The following is a 17,749-nucleotide window of genomic DNA, read 5'->3' as shown; positions in this document are numbered from 1 at the left end:
GCGCACCCCGCCCCGCGGAACACCGGGGAGGGTGAGGGGCCGGCCCCTCACCCTCCCCGGTGTTCCGCGGGGCGGGGTGCGCTTCGCGCACATCGCCTGCGGCGACCGGGAGCCGCTGCGCGGCGCTGCTTCGAGGTTTTTTGTTCCTCTCCGCGGTACAAACCTATTTCGCTCCAGCGGCTACGTGCCACCTATTCCGAACGCGGTCGCTGCGCTCCCTTATTTCGTTCGGAATAGGCGTCACTCCGCCGCCTCCACTCAAACGGTTCTTCCCGCCGGAGAGGCACAAAAAAACGATCAGACAAGACGAAAGCCCCGTAGTTGATCTAGAACCACGGGACCCGTCGCGTCGATCCTCGCACAGGGAGAATCGCCATGACCAGCACGACCACCGCCCGCAAGACCGCCGCCAAGAAGCGCGCACCGCGGACCACGCCGGAGGAGCGCCGCGAGCAGGCCGCCGCGCTGCACGAGAGCATCGCCGAGCAGGTCGAGGCGCTGCGCGACTCCGACCAGTGGCGCCGGTTCCTCTCGTTCGCGTCCTCGTTCCACCGCTACAGCCTGGGCAACCTGCTGCTGATCCTCGCTCAGCGCCCCGACGCCTCCGCCGTCGCCGGGTTCCGCGCGTGGCAGGCCAAGGGCCGCCAGGTACGCAAGGGCGAGAAGGCGATCAAGATTTTCGGCTTCGCTCAGCGGAAGATCGCCGCCGACGAGGAGGCCGAGGAGGGCACCACGACCAGCACCGACGAGACGGGGCAGAAGGTCCAGACGTACTACCCGCTCGTGTCCGTGTTCGCGATCGAGCAGACCGACCTGATGGAGGGCGCCGAGGATCCCCGCGACATCGCGCAGTTGCTCACCGGGGAGCACGATCACGGCGTCATTGCGCCGCTGACGGCCTCTCTCGAGGCCGAGGGGTGGACGGTCGAGCGCCGCCCGCTGCCGCAGGGAACGAACGGCTACGCCGCCCCCGAGGAGCGCACGGTCGTCGTGGATTCCAGCCTGTCGCCGGAGCAGGCCGCAAAGACCCTGATCCACGAGGCCGCGCACGTGCTGATGGGTCACGTCGATGACCTGGAGGAGTACGCGCAGCACCGAGGGCTGATGGAGACGGAAGCCGAGTCCGTCGCGTTCGTCGTCGCCGGGCTCGTCGGATTCGACACCAGCGCCTACAGCGTCGGCTACGTCGCGACGTGGAGCGACTGCAAGGCCGACACGATCCGCGAGACGGCCGCGCGGGTACTCACCACCGCGCACCGCATCGCCGCGATCCTCGACGCCGACGACGACGAGAGCGACGACGAGAGCTGAGAGGCGGCGGGCCGGCCTTCGGGCCGGCCCGTGAGGGGCGACCCCCTCACACTCCCCGACATTCCCCGTTCCGGGGAGCGCGAGCTGCACTCGCGCAGCGGTGACGGAGCACCGCCGGTAGGAGGCCGCTACGCGGCCCGTTTCCCCGTTTTCTTCACCTCTCCGCGGTCTCAACCTATTTCGCTCCACCGGCTACGTGCCACCGCTATCGGACGCGCCCTGCGGGCTTATTTCGCCCGATAGCGGCGTCACTGCGCCGCCTCCACTCAAACGGTTCTTCCCGCCGGAGAGGCAAAGAAAAACGATCAGCCAGAGGGAGACACACCATGACTCAGCAGCGCGGCACCCGTACCGAGGTCATCAAGAGCGAGTACCACGGACCCGGGACGGAGGGCATCAGCCGGACCGCCCGTCAGGTGGTCATCGTCGGCGCCGGTGGCCGCGACCCGGTGACCGAGCAGACCCCTGCCGTGCACCTGGTCACCCGCAGCGGAGCGGTCGCCGGGGTGACGCTGCAGCACTTCGAGCCCGTCGAGCCCGTGGGGGAGGGCCGGATCGGCTACATGGCTTCCGGCGCCTACGTCGTCGTTCCGGTCGACGTCGCGCGAGCGCTCGACCTGTTCCCGGCCGCGTACGCGCTGCACGACCGCAGCGAGACGCCCGCCGACTACCGCGACAACGACTGAACCCCCGAGACGAGAAGGAGACAGAGCATGCTCACCATCACCCACACCCCCGAGGCCGGAACCCTCATCGAGGGCACCAGCCGCGGGGACGGCACCGCCGAGATCCTGAAGGCGTCCGGCTGGCGCTGGGGTCGCTCCATCGGCGCCTGGTACGTCCCGCAGTCCCGGGACCGCCTGCCGAAGTGGTGGACCATCAACCGCGCCGCGACCGCCCTGCGCGACGCCGGACACGAGGTCACCATCGAGGCCGAAGAGACGTTCCGCCCGACTGCCGAGGCGGAGGCGGCGACCATCGAGCGTCAGGCGGCCCGCGTCGACGCGCTCGACGCGAAGGCCGACCGGCGAGCAGCGGATGCCGACACCGCCGACGCGGCCGCGCGCCGCGCGTTCGATCGGCTCCCGGAGGGTGGCGAGCCGATCAAGATCGGCCACCACTCCGAGACGCGGCACCGTAACGCGATCGTGAAGGCCCACAACGCGATGGGTCGCAGCGTCGAGGCCGACCGCGAGGCCACCCGCGCCCGCGCCCGCGCCGACGTCGCCGCCCACACCACCGAATCCCGCTACGCGCCGGGAATGGTTGCCCGCCGGATCGACCGGCTCGATACCGACATTCGCGGCTACACGCGGAAGATCGAGGGCAGCTCGCACAACTTCGGCGGCGGCTACATCGAGACGACCGCCCCCGCCACCGGCGACCGACTCGACCGGCTGCACGCCGAGCGCGCGCAGCTCGAAGATCAGCGCGACTACTGGTCGGAGGTCCGCGAGGCGCAGGCCGCCGCCGGACAGGTCACGATCTACAGCCGCGAGACGATCGCCAAGGGCGACGCGATCAAGCACAAGCACGGGTGGAGCGTCGTGACCCGCGGAAACCCCAAGACCGTGACCGTCGCGCTGGACTGGAACGCCGGGACGCGCCCCTACTCCGTCGCCTACGCCGACGTGCAAGGACACCGCACCGCCGCGGAACTCGGCGCGGCCCGCGAGGCTGTCGCGGAGACGGCCGCGGCGAGCTGAGCGGGCGAGGGCCGGCCTCCGGGCCGGCCCGTGAGGGGCGACCCCCTCACACTCCCCGGCATCCCCGTTCCGGGGGCGCGAGCTCCGCCCGCGCAGCGGTGACGGAGCACCGCCGAGGGGAGGCCGCTACGCGGCCCGATTCCCCGTTTTCTTCACCTCTCCGCGGTTCAAACCTATTTCGCTCCACCGGCTCCGCGCCACCCATTCCGGACGCGGTCGCTGCGCTCCCTTATTTCGCCCGGAATGGGCGTCACTCCGCCGCCTCCACTCAAACGGTTCTTCCCGCCGGAGAGGCAAAGAAAAACGATCAGCCAGAGGGAGCACCCACACCATGCAGACCGCCACCGAATTGCAGACCACGGCTAAGACCTATCTCACGCTCGCGAACACCCGCGCGGTGAGCATCCGCGTCGTGGGCACCGACCCCAGGACGACGCCCTCCGTGCTCGTCACCCGCCGCAAGTCCGGTGTCTGGGAGGCGTGGCACTCCGACGAGCTGCACGGCATCACCAGCGGCTCGTTCCGCCACTGCGTCACCCACGCTCGCCGCGCAGCGATCCGCCGCGTCGCCCCGTTCATGAGCCGCTGAGAGGACCACACCATGACCCCCACCGACACCGGCCGCGCCACGGCCGAACAGCTCGCCCTCATCCTCGACACCCGCCGCGCCGAGTCCGACGACGACGCGACCGCCGCGGACGCCGAGATCCTCGCGCACATCCGCAACACGCTCACCCTGCCCGGAGAAGGGGCCCCCGGCGGATTCCCGGTCACCGACGACGGCACCGCCTACGCCGCCGCGCTGATCGCGTTCCTCACCCCCGCCGAGAAGCAGGACACCGGCGCGGCCCTGGCCGCTTTCCTCACCCCGACCCCGGAGACGCTGGACGAGCGCGCGGCACGCATCGAGTCGAACCGGCGGGTGGATGAGGGGTGGCAGGCGCTCTCCCCGGCGGAGCAGGCCGCGCAGATCGCGGCCGTCGAGCGGACGGAGAACCCCGGCGGGCCGTGCGACTGCGCCAACTGCTACGAGCCCGCCGACCGGTAGCCGCGCGGTGCGGGCCGGCCTTCCGGGCCGGCCCGTGAGGGGCGACCCCCTCACACTCCCCGGCATCCCCGTTCCGGGGGCGCGAGCTCCGCCCGCGCAGCGGTGACGGAGCACCGCCGAAGGGAAGCCGCTACGCGGCCCGTTTCCCCGTTTTCTTCACCTCTCCGCGGTTTCAATCTATCTCGCTCCGTCTGCTACGTGCCGAGCATTTCGGACGCGGGCGCAAGCGCCCTTATTTCGCCCGAAATGCTCGGCACTCCGCCGACTCCACTCAATTGATTTCATCCCGCCGGAGAGGCAAAGAAAAACGATCAGGAAGACGACAAAAGCCCCGTAGTTGATCTAGAACCACGGGACCCGTCGCCTCAATGATCGCACATTGATTGAGGAGAAACCATCGTGAACACCACCGCAACCGGGACCATCGAGCACATCGACCCGACCGCCCTCGTGATCGAGCAGAACGTCCGCACCAGCGCCCCGCTGACCAAGGAGTTCATCGACTCCATCCGTCAGAGCGGGATCCTGTCGCCTGTGCTCGGACGCCGCGACGAGCACGGCAACGTCATCGTCCGCGCGGGGCAGCGCCGGACCCTCGCGAGCCGTGAAATCGGCCTCGCGACGATCCCTGTCTACGTCGTGGAGGGCGACGACAAGACCGCCGAGCGGATCGTGCAGCAGATCATCGAGAACGACCAGCGCGCCGAACTCACCACCGCCGACCGCACCGCCGCGTGGGCGCAGCTGTCGTTCGAGGGCCTGTCGGCCGCGAGCATCGCCAAGCGCACCGGCACCAAGGCCGCGACCGTGAAAGCGGGACTGGCGGTCGAGGAGTCCGCAGTCGCGCGGACCGCGCTGCACGAGCACGAGCTGACCCTGGACCAGGCCGCGATCATCCTCGAATTTGAGGACGACGAGGAAGCCCGCGCCGACCTCATCACCGTCGCCACCACCAACCCGAGCCAGTTCACCCACACCGCAGAGCGCCACCGCAAGGCGCGCGCCCGCCACATCGCCGTCCTCGTGGAGGAGGCGAACCAGGAGGCCGCAGGCTTCACCCTCCTCACCCGCGATCAGGTCGACGGCGAGGGCAGCGCGTGGGTCGTCATCGACCCGCTGCGCACGGAGGACGGCAAGCGCGTCACCGTCGAGCACATCGCGACCATCGAGCCGCGGGGCGTCCTCGTGAGCACCATCTACGACGGCAACACCCACGTCTCCTACGCGATCCAGGACCCCGCCGCCCACGGATTCAGCTACGCCTACAACGCGCCCGCCGCACCCGAGACGGAGGAAGAGAAGGCCGCGAAGTCCGCCGAGCGCCGCATCCTCCTCGCGAACAACCGCGCCTGGATCGCCGCCGAGACGGTGCGCCGCGACTGGATCGCGACGCTCCTGTCCCGGAAGACCCTCCCGAAGGACGCCGAGCGCGTCATCGCCCTGGGACTGACCGCGCACCGCTCGTCGGTGTCGGGCGGGATGGGCAACGGCAACGCGCTCGCTCACACCCTCCTCGGCGTCACCCAGCCCTCCGGCTACCACGCCGACGCGCTGGCCCCGCTGGTCGAGGCGAACCCCGCGAAGGCCCGCCTGGTCGCGCTGGCCGTCGTCCTCGCAGGGCAGGAGGCGAACACGAGCAAAGAGTCCTGGCGCCGCGGCGACGCCCGCGCCGCCGCTCACTTCCGCCAGCTCGCGGCCTGGGGTTACGCGCTCTCCCCGGTCGAGCAGGTCGTCACCGGCGACACCACCGCCGCCGACGCCGCGGCCCTGAACTAGCCCGCTCCGCGGGGACCGGCAGCCGCCGGTCCCCGCCCTCCTCCCTCGACTCTGCAGAAAGGCCCACCATGACTACCACCACGACCCCCGCCCCCGACGTCGATGAGTGGGGACACACCCCCGCGCTGCGCGCCGCGCAAGTGTTCGTCAACGTCGCCGCCGAGTCTGGCGACACCCGCGCCCTTCACGTCGCCGTGCGCGTCCTGCTCACCGCCGCCGCTCACCACGCCTGGCCCACCGCCACGGCCCTCGTCTTCAAGCGCGAGACGGTCGGCACGTTCGCCGGATTCTGGGCGCTCTGGCGTGTCACCGACTCCGGACACCGCGTGCTGCGGGAGTGGGAGGACGAGCCCGACGAGATGAGCGACGAGAGCGACGAGGAGCGCGTCGCGCTCGACCTCATCACCAACAGCCACGAGACACAGGACTACGCCGACACCTTCGGACCCCTCAGCGAGGGCGTGGCGGTCGGATACCACCTCTACATGCTCTGAGCGTGCGTGCGGGCCGACCCGGAACGGGCCGGCCCGCACGAGGGGGAGAGCCCCCTCGACCCCCCGTCACGCGCGTGGAACGGCCACCCGCGCTCGAGCGGTGGTCAGCGGCGGGGACGCGCCTTGTGCGTCTTCCCCGCCCGGATGTTCCGGTTCTCGATCACACCGACGACGGCCAGCCCGATCGCGACTGCGACGAGGAGCACCCAGCCGAGGACGTTGAACCACTGGCCGGCGAACGCCGCGAACGTCTGCTCGCCCGCGATGCTGGCGAACATCAGCGACAGGCCGAACCAGACCATGCCGTTGCTGACCAGCGCGGCACGAGCCAGGGGAGTGCGGGGATTCGCCATGCCCTCACCCTCGCAGTTGAGGCTGGGACTGACCCCGATGGAGTGCCGCCGAGCAGCGGGACCAGGGCGACTTGCTTACTTGATGACAAGTAGACAAGTCAGTTCGCCGGCTGCCCGTCGCCGTCCCGGCGCCGTCGAGCTCGACGCAGCTTCGGGAAGCCGTTCAGCGCCTCGAACGTGATGATCGAGCGGGTCAGAGTCTCTGTCCCCAGCCGCTCATAGGCCCGTCGAGTGATCGGCCGGTTTCGGCAGAAGGTGTCGTGAAACCACGCCCGCGGGAGGTACCCCTCCGAGTAGAGGTCGTGGAAGTAGGTCGCGATCGCTTCTTTCAGCAGCAGGTCCGACCACAGCTCCGCCGTAGCCGGCGGCAGGCGGAAGAACCTCACAGCGGCGATCACACGCCGCGCCACCGCCGACACGCTCGCCACCGTCAACGCGAGGAAGAAGAGTCCGAGGAACCAGTGCTGCCCGTCGTTGCCGTTCGCGAAGATGGCCCAGGTCAGCAGGCCAGGGAACGCGACACCGACCAGCGCGTAAGGAATCGCGGTAAGTAGCGATCGGCGCTCCGCTGTGCGCAGCGCCGTCGCCGCGTGGCCGGCCTCGCCCAACTCGCCTCCGAGCGTCGGGCAGCGCGTCGTCACCGTGAACGAATCCGGGACGGGCGTCCCGTGCAAGTGCTTCGCGTTCAGAGCGCGATGCAAGGCGACGTCGCGCAGCTCGTTGTCATCGGCGCCGGTGAGATACCCCTCTGGCACCGCGTACTGATGCGCGGCGAACGCCAGCAGCTCGTGCGACGGCTCGACGCGCTCGTCGCCGTCCCCGAAGATCGAGGCGGCGGGAGAGTAGTGGATCATCTTCCCGCCGCGCGAGAACACCGACCGAGCGACCGCCGAGCGCACGCGCTGGCGATCGCTGCCGTCCGCGTTCGCTGTGATCAGGCCGCCCAGGCGTCCCCACGGTCCGCGATACAGGGCCGACATCTCCCGCACGACACTCACCGGCACTCCTCCCGTCCGACGCTCATCCGAGCGTCAACGGTAACGCCGCCCTAGTGGGCGTCGTCGTACGCCTTCTGGACCTCAGCAGAGATGCGGCCACGCTCGGAGACGTTGCGGCCGTTCTTCGCCGCCCACTCCCGGATCGCCTTCAACCGCTCCGGGTCACTCTTCCCGCGCGAAGGAGCCGAGGAGCCGGCGTTGCCGTCACGCCGCACGCGGCGGCCGGCATCGACGTACTTCTCGAACACGCGGCGCAGCTCGGCGGTGTTCTCTGCCGACAGATCGATTTCGTAGTTCGCGCCGTCAATCGAGAACGTGACGGTTCCACCGTCACCCTCGATCGGAGAGCCGTCCAGGTCATCGATAAGAGTGAGCTTCTGCGCCATCAGGGTTTCTCCAAGCAGGTAAAGGTAGTCGCCTCATGTCTAGCAGTCACGCATTCCCTATTGCCGTTGCCCCCACGCGCCGTTCCAGTACTCGGCGTTTTCGCTGAGTGTGCGGAGTACCTCATCGGGCGCTGCCGAAGCTGGCCAGAATTGAAGAAGGTACCGATCGACCACCCCCTCCGCGAACTCGTCAGCATTCCCGGCGTCACGGCCCTGAGCGCTCACCCGCACGCGATAGCTGCCCGCCGGCAGAGCGAGGTCTCCGCCCGACATGCCGCCCCACCCTTCCCACCGGACGGCATCACCGTCCTGGAACGCGGCCGACACCTCGACAACATCGTCCCAATCACTCGGCGCCGGCTCCCGCTCCCACAGCTCGACCCGCACCCCAGAACCACCCGACCGTCGCGCCATCACGACATGCACAACGCCCGGAACGGCCGCAGCGACCCAGCCGTTGACCTGACCGGCGAAGAACCGGTCCGCGTCCCCGTCCCACATGCCTGTCTGCGTCACCGTGAACTGCCCGTAGTCGGTCATCACAACTGCGTCCATCAGCACCAACACCACGGACGCACTCTAACCAGCACCGGTGCAGCGCGGCCCGCGCGATCCTGGCCGACGTCGAACGCCAGCTCGACGCCAACAGCGGCGCCCGCCGCGACCGCTGGCAGCCCGCCAGTGATCGCGCCCGAGGAGCCTACGGAGAAAGGATCGCGGCGCCGGCGGCTGCGCCGCCACCGCATCGGGCGCGCTCGGGGTCAGCGTGATGCGCAGCTCCCGCGCCGACTCATCCGGCGTCGACGTCGACCACTCGGCCGGATCGTGACCGTCCGGGACGACGTAGCCGCCACAGTCGACCACGGCGCCCTCCCGGTCGACCGTGACGCTCTGCACCAGCAGAGTGCCGGAGTCGTCGTACGGACTTCGCCCTTCGAGGACGTGGGTCGCGTCGATCCGGAGGCTCTTCGACCAGGAGAGCCGGCCGACGACGCCGGCCGGTGACGACGCCCACCATTGAGTGCCGTTCCACTCCACCCGCAGCTCGTCTCCGACCCGCACCGCCCCCACATGCTCAGTGACCGTCGAGTGGTACAGGCTCGACAGCATCGGGGTCCCGCGGTCCGCAAGAGTCTGGGAGCGCGCCCCTGCGATCCCGAACCGGCGATCACCGTTCTTGTGCATGGACCCGAGCTGCGGGTGACCGTCAGCCGCGGCCGGCGCATCCGTCGACGGGTCGAGAGTCATCCGCCTAGCCTCCCGCTACGGGAGGGAGCGGATCGAGCAGATGCGGTCCGTTGTTACGGACGCTGTTCACGTCGCGGGACACCTCGTAGTGCTCGAGGTCGTGCGCGACCGCGTACGACTCCCGGTCGAGCAGCTGCATCAGAGCGTCGACGTCGAGGTGTCCGCCGAGCCAGTCGTCGTACCCGTCCGGCGTGATGCATGCCGGCATCCGGTCGTGGACCTCACCCGGCGCTACATGCGAGTCGCGGGTGATGATCGCCGTCGACAGGCGCCACTTCTCCGGATCGTCCTCCGCCTTCGACGGATCCGGCCACGCCGACACGATGCCCGCCATCGCGAGGGCCGCGTCGGGCTCGTAGATGAAGTGCGGCTGCTTCCCCGTCTCCGTGACCGTCCACTCGTAGTAGCCGGCCGCCGGGATCAGCACCCGCGACGTCGCGAACGCCTTCCGGAACATGGGCGAGCTCGCGACCGTCTCGATCCGCGCGTTGATCGGCTGCGGCCGCTGCTTCTTGAAGTCCTTCGCCCAAACCGGCACGAACCCCCAGTGCACGGTCGGCGCCGACCGCTCCCCGTCGCGCTCACGCACGACGGTCACTGGCGACGTCGGCGCCACGTTGAAGTTCGGCCGCATTCCGGCGAAGCCGCCCGTGAAGAGGTCCGGGAGCAAGCCCTCGGTGTTGTCCTTAACGACGAAACGACCGCACATGCGCCTAGCTTACGGACGGCGCCGCCCGTACTGGGGTCGACGGTGCGAGGCCAGTCAGCGCATCGAGGCACGCGGAGTAAGGAACACCTGGCCCTCACTGTTGACCTTGATGCTCATCGGACTCCGCACACTGAAACCACGACTGGTGGGTCACCCGAAGCTTTGTCGACAGTGTTCTGTGTGAATCGTAGCGATTGCCCAGGTGCGTAGACCGTTACGCCCGCATCACTTCGAGTCTGAGGGTTTTTTACTTTCTCCAAGTCTGGTCACCAAGGGGGGATTTGGCACACAGTTCCCAGAGATTGTTCTGTAAAAGCCAGGCGGGCAAGGCTCGGTGGACTTTGGCATCATTCCTCAACAATCATAACTTTTAGCGGACTAGGTTCGGTTAACGCATCGTTGATATTAAACAAGATTGCTATTCCGAAGGCCAAAACCAAGACAATAAAGCCAACGATCGTTAGCCAGGAGCGTTCTGAAACAACTTTCGCACTAGCTTCGTTTGCCTCAATTTCCTTACGCAGAATAGTTTCCAATAGATCAACAGGAGTGTAAGAGGTAGCATTGTCTAGGTAATTTTGAGTGGGGACGGCGTGGCCTTTGTCCGGTACTAAGGCCCAAATCCCTAGGGCAACCGCAACTCCAAAACCGAGCAATGGAATCCACATAAGATCTGTTGATAGGGTGCTTGCAGTTCCAACTAAACCGGCAGCGCCGACTAAAACTCCCGCGCGCGTCTGAGTTGCCGAAGATCGGGCGGAGGTCAAATCTCGCTCGCGTCGCGTCGCGTCGATCAGCATGCCCAATTGTTTTTCTAGCGCATCGGAATTGCTGCTGTGCCAAGTCAAGCCAGGACCTCCATTAACTTCGTGATTGGTGCCATCAAGCCGTTCTGCTGTCCTGCTGTGATCCCAATGACGCTGTACGCGCCTTCACGGCTCATTAGCTGAAGCTTGGCCGACGTCCAGAAACGTCGTATTCGTAAAGGGCTTTGTTGCTGTTGCGCTTTCGAATCGTCTGCACTGTTACATCGACATAACCTAGCGCAGAGAGCATGTCCGCGTACCATTTCTGCACAGGTACCTCGTGACCGGAAAAAGTGCTGTTTCCTACGATATAGGAGACGCTTCCACCAGGCTTGACGTGGCCGGCGGCGGCTTGGAAGTGAAGCCACATGTCGTAGTGGTACTTATGGACATACGCCGCGAGGACGGGTCCGCTTTTGCCACCATCGCGGGAGATGTTCTCGCAAACCGCGAGAAGCTGCGAGTCGATCGGCGTCGGATGCTCAGCAGCCCAGGAAGCGAGCTTGCTCGTCGCCGTTCCCCAGGTGCCACCGATGGCGCGCCAGTCCAAGTCACCCGCGTCACTGGGTGCGTCGAGATAGCGCGTCCAATACATATAAGGTCTGAGCTCTCGAATATACGACATGCGATTGCAATACGGTGGTGACGTGAGCACAAGGTCGGCTGGTTCAAGGTCGGCTAGGCCTGTGCGGGAATCTCCAAGTCGCACTGCGGCACTTCCGGCAAGGGTGGAAGAGGCCGATGAAGCTAGGTCAGCGGCACCGGCGAGGAAAAGCGCAATTGTTGCATCGTCATCAGTTGCCTTGAAGCGGGTCCCAGGCGCTATATCCTTGAAGCTCATGCTTTGATGATTGAATGCGGCTGAGCTGCTTGCGATGAGTGTGCGGCACAGCAATATCTCTAGTAGGTCGCGAATGTCGCCATTGTAGGTGTCGATGCTCGCCCGAAGCGTGCGCAGACCGTGGAGGGATCCAGGGCTCCACCAGCGCTCGATTCGAAAGATATCAGGCTGCCAAAGGCGGTCTCGTGCAGGAAAAGACTGAGCGGTATCAACTACGTCTGAAACTGCCCCAAGAAGAGTCGCCTCAATATCCTCTTGATAGTCGCGAGTTTTCGCATTTCCAAGCCATACAAGAAATGGATTCACATCGACTGATTGCCCCAGGTGGCCGTACTCCGCTGCTGCAAGGGGAGTGGTTCCAGTGCCACTAAACGGGTCTGTTACAACGGACCCTGGTTCGAGTAGCTCGAGCCGTTCGCGCACTACCTTGACACCGTAGGCGGGGGTAAGACGCAGCCAACCATGTCGACCCACCCCGGCGTTGGCGCGAAAAGTCATGTACTCGTTACGCGCAACACTATCTCGCGCAACTCGTTCAAGAATAGTCATTTTGCTTCCAAAAGGTGTTTGAGGACCACGTGCGTTTCTGTGCGTAGTACCGAGGCGTTGCGCTCAAAAAATGCCGCGAGGTCATAACCCACAACATTCTTGAAAAAGGCAAAAGTCGATGTCATTGTGTCGGCGGTGCCGGTCGTGCCAGCGAGGACAGCCCATCGACCCAACGTATATCGATTTCGAACAGTCTGATTGATTTGCGTGCTCATGATGGCAAGTACCGGGAGATATCCGTGAGCTACGGCCTGTACGGAGGAAGCCAAATCTCCATTTTGACGCTTACTGTCGGCGCTCTTGTAGCCTTGACGGACTTCTAATACGGCACCACGGAGAGGTACCGAAATCTTGAGGGCCTTTTGCTGTTCAGTAATCCAATTTCTAAGACGCTCGGCTGCCGCTGTGTCCTTCACGGCGTCAATTTCGATACGGCCATCCAATGTGATCAGTCGTACTGCACCCCCGTATGGAAACTCGTAGCTCCATCGAACTTGTTCCTCGGACAGGGCGAGCTGGTCGCGGAGTACGTGGCGGACCAATCGCTCGCTTCCAATGCCGAGTTGCCGGTAGAGCGAGGTCATCCCGCCAGCGGCCTTGTGTGCGGCGAACATGAGTGGCGAGTCAAAACCCATCCAGTGGTACAGCGGGTCGGACCCGTAGAGGCTCGTGAATCCGTCAAGGTCAACCTCAACCCCTCCACCCATCTTGGGGAGGTAGCCGGAACTGGTGCGCAAGGGAGACATGAGCACCTCTCGGTATTCGGCGTCATGGTCTGTCAGCGAGGGCACGTTGATCACTCTAGGTGGGCTCGCTCTCACCCTCTGCAGCCTTCGGGTGCTGAATGTAGGACGTGATCGCGTCGCGTCCGCTTGGGAATCTTCTGCCGGCCGTCCTGCGCGCAGACTGAGCCCATGACGTCGACAGAGGTGTTGAGCGCGCGAGCGCGCGACGACGCGCAGGTAGAGGCGCTGTTCAGCTCGGGGTGGCTGGCGTTCATCTCTGCCGACCGCCTCGCGGAGGAGCACCTGCCGCAGGTGCGCGAACAGTTCACCCGGTTCGAGCTCGTGGTCCTCGATGAAGACGTGCCGGTCGCTGCGGGCTGGGCGGTGCCGATCCGGTGGGACGTCACCCGGGAGGGTCTGCCTGCCGGGTACGGCGACTCCCTCCGCCGGTCACTCGAGGAGGAGGGCGAGGCGACGACCCTCGTCGTCTGCGCCGCGCAGGTGCACCCGGACCGCACCGGCGCCGGCCTCGCCGGGACGCTGCTCGGCGCGTTCCGCGACCTCAGCATCACCGTCGGCTACGACCACGTGATCGTGCCGCTGCGCCCGACGATGAAGCCGCGCTACCCGCTGACCCCGATCGACGTCTACGCGGCCTGGACCCGAGAGGACGGGCTGCCGCTGGACCCGTGGCTGCGCACACACGTGCGAATGGGAGCGACCATCCTCGACGTCGCCCCGCGATCGCAGGTGATGACCGGCACGGTCGCCCAGTGGGAGGAGTGGACCGGAATCGCCCTGCCGGCGTCAGGGGAGTACGTCATCCCCGGCGGCCTCTCGACGCTGCGCGTCGACCGCGACGCGGACGAGGGGATCTATGTGGAGCCGAACATCTGGGTGCAGCACCGCTGAGCCTGCGGGTGCTGCTCACGGCGAAGTCCCCACTTCTCGACCGCACCGCCACAGTAGAGCCACCAGCGTGCTGCCCGAACGTCATCCGAGCCGAACGCTGCTGCGCAGCTCACCTCCGCTCCACGTCTCAAGAACCCATCGATCGGGACCGGGCGACGCGCCCACTGCTTCCCCGGCCGCTTCCCGGGCCCGCTCGGCGCAGCCGTAGATCCCGATGACATCCGGCGTCTCGGCCCAAAAGGCGCTTCGCAGAAGTAGGTAGTGCTCCCCGTCGATGCTGATGCTCACACCACGGATCCTCGCTGGCCGCAGAGCCCCGCGATGGGTCCGGCACAAAGTGCCACTTCGATGGCGCGCGTCCCGTAAGGGGATCGATCTGCGGGACGCTTTCAGCGGACCGCTCGGAGGGGCTTGGCGTCGTCATCGCGTGCTGGTGATGTCGCCAGGGTCGACCGCAGGTCTTCTCGTGCTCGTTGGTAGCGGGTACGTGCGGTGGACGCGGGGACGCCGAGGAGGTGTCCTGCTTCGGTGATGGAGAAGCCGTCCCAGTGGATGAGGTGGACGAGTTCGGCCTGTTCTGGCGCGAGCCTGTCGATCGCGTCGCGCACGTCGACTCCTTCGTCGGCTGGGCGTCCCTCCGTGGGAGCGGTCGCGAGGACGCCGCGGAGCCGGCCGGAGAGGTCAGCTCGTCTGCTCTCGGTGCGAGTGCTGTTCGAGAGGACGTTCCGGGCGATGCCGAACAGCCACATCCTCGACTCCTCCGCGGTGCGGGGGAGGGCGCTGACACGGCGCATGCGGTGAGCATGACGTCCGCGAGCGCGTCGGCGGCGTCCTCGAGAGGGAGGCGGCGTTGTAGGTACTTGAGCAGGTCGGGCGAGGCGACGCGCAGGGCCTCGGTGAGTTGCTCCGCCTCATCGATCTTCCTGCGGGTCACCAGGTCGCTCCGGGGCAGTGGGCTTCGCCGGCGATGCTGATGTTCGCGGCGTCGACGTCGACGTTCTGCGCAGTGAGTTCGGCGTCGAGGGCGTTGCTGATGATGCGTCCAACCGCGGTCGAGTACTCCCGGTCGGCGTTGTAGAACTCGGTGCCGTAGCCGGCCGACGTGCGGGATCCGTCAGCGTTGATGAAGGATTGGTCCTCGGTGCGCAGTTGCGCGACGGTCTCCTCGAGCGCACCGTCGCTGAGGAGAGCGTCGATGTCGGTCGTCTGGTAGAAGTTCTCGACTACGGCGACGGCCGCCGGATCGGTCCCTTGAACGTCTCCCATGCGCTCCTCGCATTGGACACCGCTGGGCAGCGAATAGGTGATCGAGGCGTCCGGCGTCTCCGCCCACGGCGACCACGCGCCCGTCGCCGCGGCGGCCGCTGTCGCCATGCCACCGAGTAGTACCAGCGAAGCGACTCCGGCGACCGCAGGACGGGCCCAGCGGTGGCGGCTGACGCGGGCCTCTGCCGCCGCGAGCTGTTGCAGCTCGGCCAGCTCGGCGGCGACGTCGTCCGTCACTGTCGATGTGCGGGGGCTGGACTCATTCAGCAGGACGTCCAGGGGGTCTCGGTCAGGGGCGGCAGTCATGACGGGCTCCTTCGAAAGCGGGTTCATCCTGTACATGTCCACCCGACCCGCAAACGTCTGCCGCAGCACGAAATCGGCTCGCCGCCCTCGTCAGGGCGCCGGCGACCACGCCGGACGTCAGGTCGCGAGGGACGCGGCGAGCTCGGCGGGCGCTCCGGCGGAGCGGGGCTGCCACGACTCGAAGACGCCGTAGGCGATGATCCGCTCCGCGGTCGACAGCAGCGGATTGCAGCTCGTCATCGTGATGAGGCGGTCGGTCGGAGCGACGTCGCTCGTCCAGGGGACCGGATCGATGACCTGCACTTCGGAGGGCTGCACGTATTCGAGGTTCCGGAACCGGTAGGTGTACCAGCCGTCGGCGGTCTCGATGTAGATCGCATCACCCAGTTGCAGCTCATCGATGAGGTGCATTCCTCCGCCGGCGGCGGAGCGGTGCGCGGCGATCGCGAAGTTCCCCACTTCGCCGGGCATCTGCGTTCCCGGGTAGTGGCCGATACTGCCCACGTCGAGCACGTTCTCCGCGTCGACGCCCTCAGCGATCGTGCGCACCCACCCCTCGCCGTACCGGGGGATATAGAGGTTGCCGAACGTGGTGTCTAGAGCTGCGACTGGCGCGATCACTGGGTCGCCGGGGGCGGCCGGCTCAGCACTCGGCTCGGACGGCGCCTCAGCGGACGGGGCGTCATCACCCCAGCTCTGGCGCAGCTCGGCCGCTTGATCTTCCTGCCGGCCCGCGATCACGGCGTCGTTCCACCACAGCTGCCAGGCGAGGAACAGCAGAACGAGGACCCCTGCGGTCATCAGCAGCTCGCCGAGGACGCCGAAGAAGGACAGGCGGCGACGAGCCGAACGGCGTCGGCGCCGCGACACGTCCACGGATGACGAAGCGGTCATGCGCAGGAGTCTAGGTGTGCCGCTCTCACCGGCATCGCTACGGGAGACGTCTCGTGCGGGAATCGTTCGACGGTCCGACGTTTTGGGCCACTGCTCGTTCTCGCGCGCCGTCGCCGTCCCTTCCGCTGCCTGCCCTGACCCACTGGCAAGCGCGTCACCGCAAGCGAATCGCGTCGCAGTGTTCAGCCCGGAGTGCACCGGGCCGAACGATCAGATAGCGACGGACGGTGTAGTAGCTGCTCCATCCGGCGTGTTTGTGCGAATACTCGGGTTCCGGGTGCGTGACGGGTAGACGAGGGCTAGACCGGCAGCTGCAATCCAGCACGCCGTCCAGAGGCCGTGTCCGGGAGTGCCGTCGGCGCTGCCCCATTCGACCCAGAAGAATCCGGGGTCTGCCACAGGGCAGGCGAGAACAACTGCTGCAACCGTCGCTACCCCTGCGGGAACCTAGGGAACGAGGCGTGCGACCACCAGAGCTACAACGACGAGAGCGAGGGCACCCCAGAGATACAGAAGGGGCATGAGGTCGTACGACGACATGGCCTCAGCGCAGGACGGGTTCATTTCATTCCATCTAGCGCCCGTGCATGGCTGCCAGTAGGACGACGTCGCCCAGGTCACCCACAGCGCGACGCCCATGAGCGTAGCTGCGCACGCCAACCGGACTAGAGCCTTAGTGTGCTGGCGTCGCCCCATGCTGAAAATGCTAGTCCGCCGACCGTCCCGGTGGACGATCGTTCATCGGTGCACGCAGACGCGACACCGAGCGCCTGTCGTTCCTCACGGTCGCCTGCACAGCTCGTCGCTGCGTCCCAAACCTCGTGCAGATGACCGTGAACGTTCAGGTCTTCGAGTTCGTCTGCACAACCGACGTGAGCGCGCCGGAATCGTCAGCCGCAGTAGTGATGCTCGAGTACTTCACCCCTCGAAGAAGTAGTGCAGCACTCACCCCGCCGACTACAGCCGCCACGACACCGAGACCGACAGCGATCCCCGCCGTCATCGGATCACCCACGACGGCAGCTACGCCGGCCGCAACAACCCACGGAACGCTCGACCCTACGGCCGGCCCAATAGGGCTGATCAGCGGGGACGACTCGGTGGCTCGTCCCGACCGCAGAGTGATCAGAATCGCCACGAATCCTCCGGCGACGGCAGCCAGGGCACTGACCCCACCGATAATGGCGCCCACCATAATCAAGTAGGCGAAGGCGCCCCACCCGCCCTGTTCGCGGAAGTCGGAGTTACCCGTAAGGACCAATCCCAGACCGAGCAGCGCACCCAGCACCACGCCGACGGGTACAGCACAGAGAGCGGCCCTCCGATGAAGATGGACGATTTGCCGCATGTAGCCACGTTAGCCGGAGAGTCTCCCGGTCAGCGCAATGGCCGTCCCGTAAGAGGATCGTTCACCGATGCGG

At 66.6% G+C, this 17,749-nt stretch carries 22 protein-coding genes; 8 read left to right on the top strand and 14 right to left on the bottom strand.

Translation table 11 applies throughout. The annotated features are described in order from the left end of the window. The first annotated feature begins 375 nt into the window (after window positions 1-375). The 7 genes from C5C24_RS09235 (at window position 376) to C5C24_RS09200 (ending at window position 6,335) form a co-directional block, all read left to right on the top strand. Window positions 376-1,311, top strand: coding sequence for an ArdC-like ssDNA-binding domain-containing protein (locus C5C24_RS09235; protein WP_104227119.1), 936 nt, complete (start codon window positions 376-378; stop codon window positions 1,309-1,311). Between the two features lie 326 nt (window positions 1,312-1,637). Beyond that, window positions 1,638-1,997, top strand: coding sequence for a hypothetical protein (locus tag C5C24_RS09230; RefSeq protein ID WP_104227120.1), 360 nt, complete (start codon window positions 1,638-1,640; stop codon window positions 1,995-1,997). A 27-nt stretch (window positions 1,998-2,024) separates the two neighbouring features. Further along, a complete protein-coding gene (locus C5C24_RS09225) occupies window positions 2,025-3,017 on the top strand; it encodes a DUF3560 domain-containing protein (RefSeq protein ID WP_104227121.1) in 993 nt (330 codons plus the stop codon). 331 nt (window positions 3,018-3,348) lie between these two features. Then, window positions 3,349-3,606, top strand: a complete 258-nt coding sequence (locus C5C24_RS09220) for a hypothetical protein (protein ID WP_104227122.1) — start codon at window positions 3,349-3,351, stop codon at window positions 3,604-3,606. Between the two features lie 12 nt (window positions 3,607-3,618). After that, window positions 3,619-4,065, top strand: a complete 447-nt coding sequence (locus tag C5C24_RS09215) for a hypothetical protein (protein WP_104227123.1) — start codon at window positions 3,619-3,621, stop codon at window positions 4,063-4,065. Window positions 4,066-4,464: 399 nt separating this feature from the next. Next, on the top strand, window positions 4,465-5,841 hold the full coding sequence (locus C5C24_RS09210; protein WP_181072906.1) for a ParB/RepB/Spo0J family partition protein: 1,377 nt from the start codon (window positions 4,465-4,467) through the stop codon (window positions 5,839-5,841). Window positions 5,842-5,909: 68 nt separating this feature from the next. Then, window positions 5,910-6,335, top strand: coding sequence for a hypothetical protein (locus C5C24_RS09200; protein ID WP_146078855.1), 426 nt, complete (start codon window positions 5,910-5,912; stop codon window positions 6,333-6,335). 104 nt (window positions 6,336-6,439) lie between these two features. Here the strand turns inward: C5C24_RS09200 and C5C24_RS09195 are convergent, their stop codons facing one another. The 9 genes from C5C24_RS09195 to C5C24_RS17640 all read right to left on the bottom strand — a co-directional run bounded on the left by C5C24_RS09195 (window position 6,440) and on the right by C5C24_RS17640 (window position 13,016). Beyond that, entirely contained in the window at window positions 6,440-6,688 is a 249-nt protein-coding gene (locus C5C24_RS09195; RefSeq protein WP_104227071.1) for a hypothetical protein, read from the bottom strand. A gap of 98 nt (window positions 6,689-6,786) precedes the next feature. After that, window positions 6,787-7,686 carry a hypothetical protein gene (locus C5C24_RS17940; RefSeq protein ID WP_104227072.1) on the bottom strand — a complete coding sequence of 300 codons (900 nt, stop codon included), beginning with the start codon at window positions 7,684-7,686 and terminating at the stop codon, window positions 6,787-6,789. Between the two features lie 50 nt (window positions 7,687-7,736). After that, window positions 7,737-8,072, bottom strand: coding sequence for an Lsr2 family protein (locus C5C24_RS09185; protein ID WP_104227073.1), 336 nt, complete (start codon window positions 8,070-8,072; stop codon window positions 7,737-7,739). A 57-nt stretch (window positions 8,073-8,129) separates the two neighbouring features. Then, on the bottom strand, window positions 8,130-8,642 hold the full coding sequence (locus tag C5C24_RS09180) for a hypothetical protein (RefSeq protein WP_104227074.1): 513 nt from the start codon (window positions 8,640-8,642) through the stop codon (window positions 8,130-8,132). A 9-nt stretch (window positions 8,643-8,651) separates the two neighbouring features. Beyond that, window positions 8,652-9,320 (bottom strand): hypothetical protein, encoded by a 669-nt coding sequence (locus tag C5C24_RS09175; RefSeq protein ID WP_104227075.1) that lies wholly within the window; start codon window positions 9,318-9,320, stop codon window positions 8,652-8,654. A 4-nt stretch (window positions 9,321-9,324) separates the two neighbouring features. After that, entirely contained in the window at window positions 9,325-10,029 is a 705-nt protein-coding gene (locus C5C24_RS09170; protein WP_104227076.1) for an SOS response-associated peptidase, read from the bottom strand. 347 nt (window positions 10,030-10,376) lie between these two features. Then, window positions 10,377-10,877, bottom strand: a complete 501-nt coding sequence (locus tag C5C24_RS17645; protein WP_146082822.1) for a hypothetical protein — start codon at window positions 10,875-10,877, stop codon at window positions 10,377-10,379. A 94-nt stretch (window positions 10,878-10,971) separates the two neighbouring features. Then, a complete protein-coding gene (locus C5C24_RS09165; RefSeq protein WP_104227077.1) occupies window positions 10,972-12,225 on the bottom strand; it encodes a DNA methyltransferase in 1,254 nt (417 codons plus the stop codon). Further along, the gene (locus tag C5C24_RS17640; protein WP_146078852.1) at window positions 12,222-13,016 is read right to left on the bottom strand and encodes a hypothetical protein; all 795 of its coding nucleotides are present in this window, start codon (window positions 13,014-13,016) and stop codon (window positions 12,222-12,224) included. The genes C5C24_RS09165 and C5C24_RS17640 overlap by 4 nt, the downstream gene beginning before the upstream one ends. A gap of 123 nt (window positions 13,017-13,139) precedes the next feature. On the opposite strand from C5C24_RS17640, the gene C5C24_RS09160 reads away from it, so the two are divergent. Beyond that, window positions 13,140-13,862, top strand: a complete 723-nt coding sequence (locus C5C24_RS09160) for a hypothetical protein (RefSeq protein ID WP_104227078.1) — start codon at window positions 13,140-13,142, stop codon at window positions 13,860-13,862. An 81-nt stretch (window positions 13,863-13,943) separates the two neighbouring features. Here the strand turns inward: C5C24_RS09160 and C5C24_RS09155 are convergent, their stop codons facing one another. The 5 genes from C5C24_RS09155 to C5C24_RS09135 all read right to left on the bottom strand — a co-directional run bounded on the left by C5C24_RS09155 (window position 13,944) and on the right by C5C24_RS09135 (window position 17,676). Further along, entirely contained in the window at window positions 13,944-14,150 is a 207-nt protein-coding gene (locus C5C24_RS09155; RefSeq protein ID WP_104227079.1) for a hypothetical protein, read from the bottom strand. Between the two features lie 101 nt (window positions 14,151-14,251). Next, window positions 14,252-14,656, bottom strand: a complete 405-nt coding sequence (locus C5C24_RS09150; RefSeq protein ID WP_258062788.1) for an RNA polymerase sigma factor — start codon at window positions 14,654-14,656, stop codon at window positions 14,252-14,254. 136 nt (window positions 14,657-14,792) lie between these two features. Further along, window positions 14,793-15,470, bottom strand: coding sequence for a hypothetical protein (locus C5C24_RS09145; protein ID WP_146083499.1), 678 nt, complete (start codon window positions 15,468-15,470; stop codon window positions 14,793-14,795). An 81-nt stretch (window positions 15,471-15,551) separates the two neighbouring features. Next, window positions 15,552-16,328: a class E sortase gene (locus tag C5C24_RS09140; protein ID WP_104238310.1), complete on the bottom strand. Its 777-nt coding sequence runs from the start codon at window positions 16,326-16,328 to the stop codon at window positions 15,552-15,554. 841 nt (window positions 16,329-17,169) lie between these two features. Next, window positions 17,170-17,676, bottom strand: a complete 507-nt coding sequence (locus C5C24_RS09135) for a hypothetical protein (protein WP_146076974.1) — start codon at window positions 17,674-17,676, stop codon at window positions 17,170-17,172. Between the last annotated feature and the right edge of the window lie 73 nt (window positions 17,677-17,749).

The sequence above is a fragment of the Rathayibacter sp. AY2B3 genome, from assembly GCF_002931755.1.
Taxonomy (GTDB): Bacteria; Actinomycetota; Actinomycetes; order Actinomycetales; family Microbacteriaceae; genus Rathayibacter.
The sequence above is the reverse complement of the archived record's forward strand: the minus strand, read 5'-3'. Positions and strand labels throughout refer to the sequence as shown.

What these genes read in the sequence shown, in the direction of transcription:
- C5C24_RS09165 (WP_104227077.1), bottom strand. Translation starts at nt 12,225, where the DNA reads ATGACTATTCTTGAACGAGTTGCGCGAGATAGTGTTGCGCGTAACGAG.
- C5C24_RS09230 (WP_104227120.1), top strand. Translation starts at nt 1,638, where the DNA reads ATGACTCAGCAGCGCGGCACCCGTACCGAGGTCATCAAGAGCGAGTAC.
- C5C24_RS09200 (WP_146078855.1), top strand. Translation starts at nt 5,910, where the DNA reads ATGACTACCACCACGACCCCCGCCCCCGACGTCGATGAGTGGGGACAC.
- C5C24_RS09140 (WP_104238310.1), bottom strand. Translation starts at nt 16,328, where the DNA reads ATGACCGCTTCGTCATCCGTGGACGTGTCGCGGCGCCGACGCCGTTCG.
- C5C24_RS09195 (WP_104227071.1), bottom strand. Translation starts at nt 6,688, where the DNA reads ATGGCGAATCCCCGCACTCCCCTGGCTCGTGCCGCGCTGGTCAGCAAC.
- C5C24_RS09185 (WP_104227073.1), bottom strand. Translation starts at nt 8,072, where the DNA reads ATGGCGCAGAAGCTCACTCTTATCGATGACCTGGACGGCTCTCCGATC.
- C5C24_RS09175 (WP_104227075.1), bottom strand. Translation starts at nt 9,320, where the DNA reads ATGACTCTCGACCCGTCGACGGATGCGCCGGCCGCGGCTGACGGTCAC.
- C5C24_RS09170 (WP_104227076.1), bottom strand. Translation starts at nt 10,029, where the DNA reads ATGTGCGGTCGTTTCGTCGTTAAGGACAACACCGAGGGCTTGCTCCCG.
- C5C24_RS09145 (WP_146083499.1), bottom strand. Translation starts at nt 15,470, where the DNA reads ATGTACAGGATGAACCCGCTTTCGAAGGAGCCCGTCATGACTGCCGCC.
- C5C24_RS09135 (WP_146076974.1), bottom strand. Translation starts at nt 17,676, where the DNA reads ATGCGGCAAATCGTCCATCTTCATCGGAGGGCCGCTCTCTGTGCTGTA.
- C5C24_RS09225 (WP_104227121.1), top strand. Translation starts at nt 2,025, where the DNA reads ATGCTCACCATCACCCACACCCCCGAGGCCGGAACCCTCATCGAGGGC.
- C5C24_RS09215 (WP_104227123.1), top strand. Translation starts at nt 3,619, where the DNA reads ATGACCCCCACCGACACCGGCCGCGCCACGGCCGAACAGCTCGCCCTC.
- C5C24_RS09160 (WP_104227078.1), top strand. Translation starts at nt 13,140, where the DNA reads ATGACGTCGACAGAGGTGTTGAGCGCGCGAGCGCGCGACGACGCGCAG.
- C5C24_RS09150 (WP_258062788.1), bottom strand. Translation starts at nt 14,656, where the DNA reads ATGCGCCGTGTCAGCGCCCTCCCCCGCACCGCGGAGGAGTCGAGGATG.
- C5C24_RS09220 (WP_104227122.1), top strand. Translation starts at nt 3,349, where the DNA reads ATGCAGACCGCCACCGAATTGCAGACCACGGCTAAGACCTATCTCACG.
- C5C24_RS09235 (WP_104227119.1), top strand. Translation starts at nt 376, where the DNA reads ATGACCAGCACGACCACCGCCCGCAAGACCGCCGCCAAGAAGCGCGCA.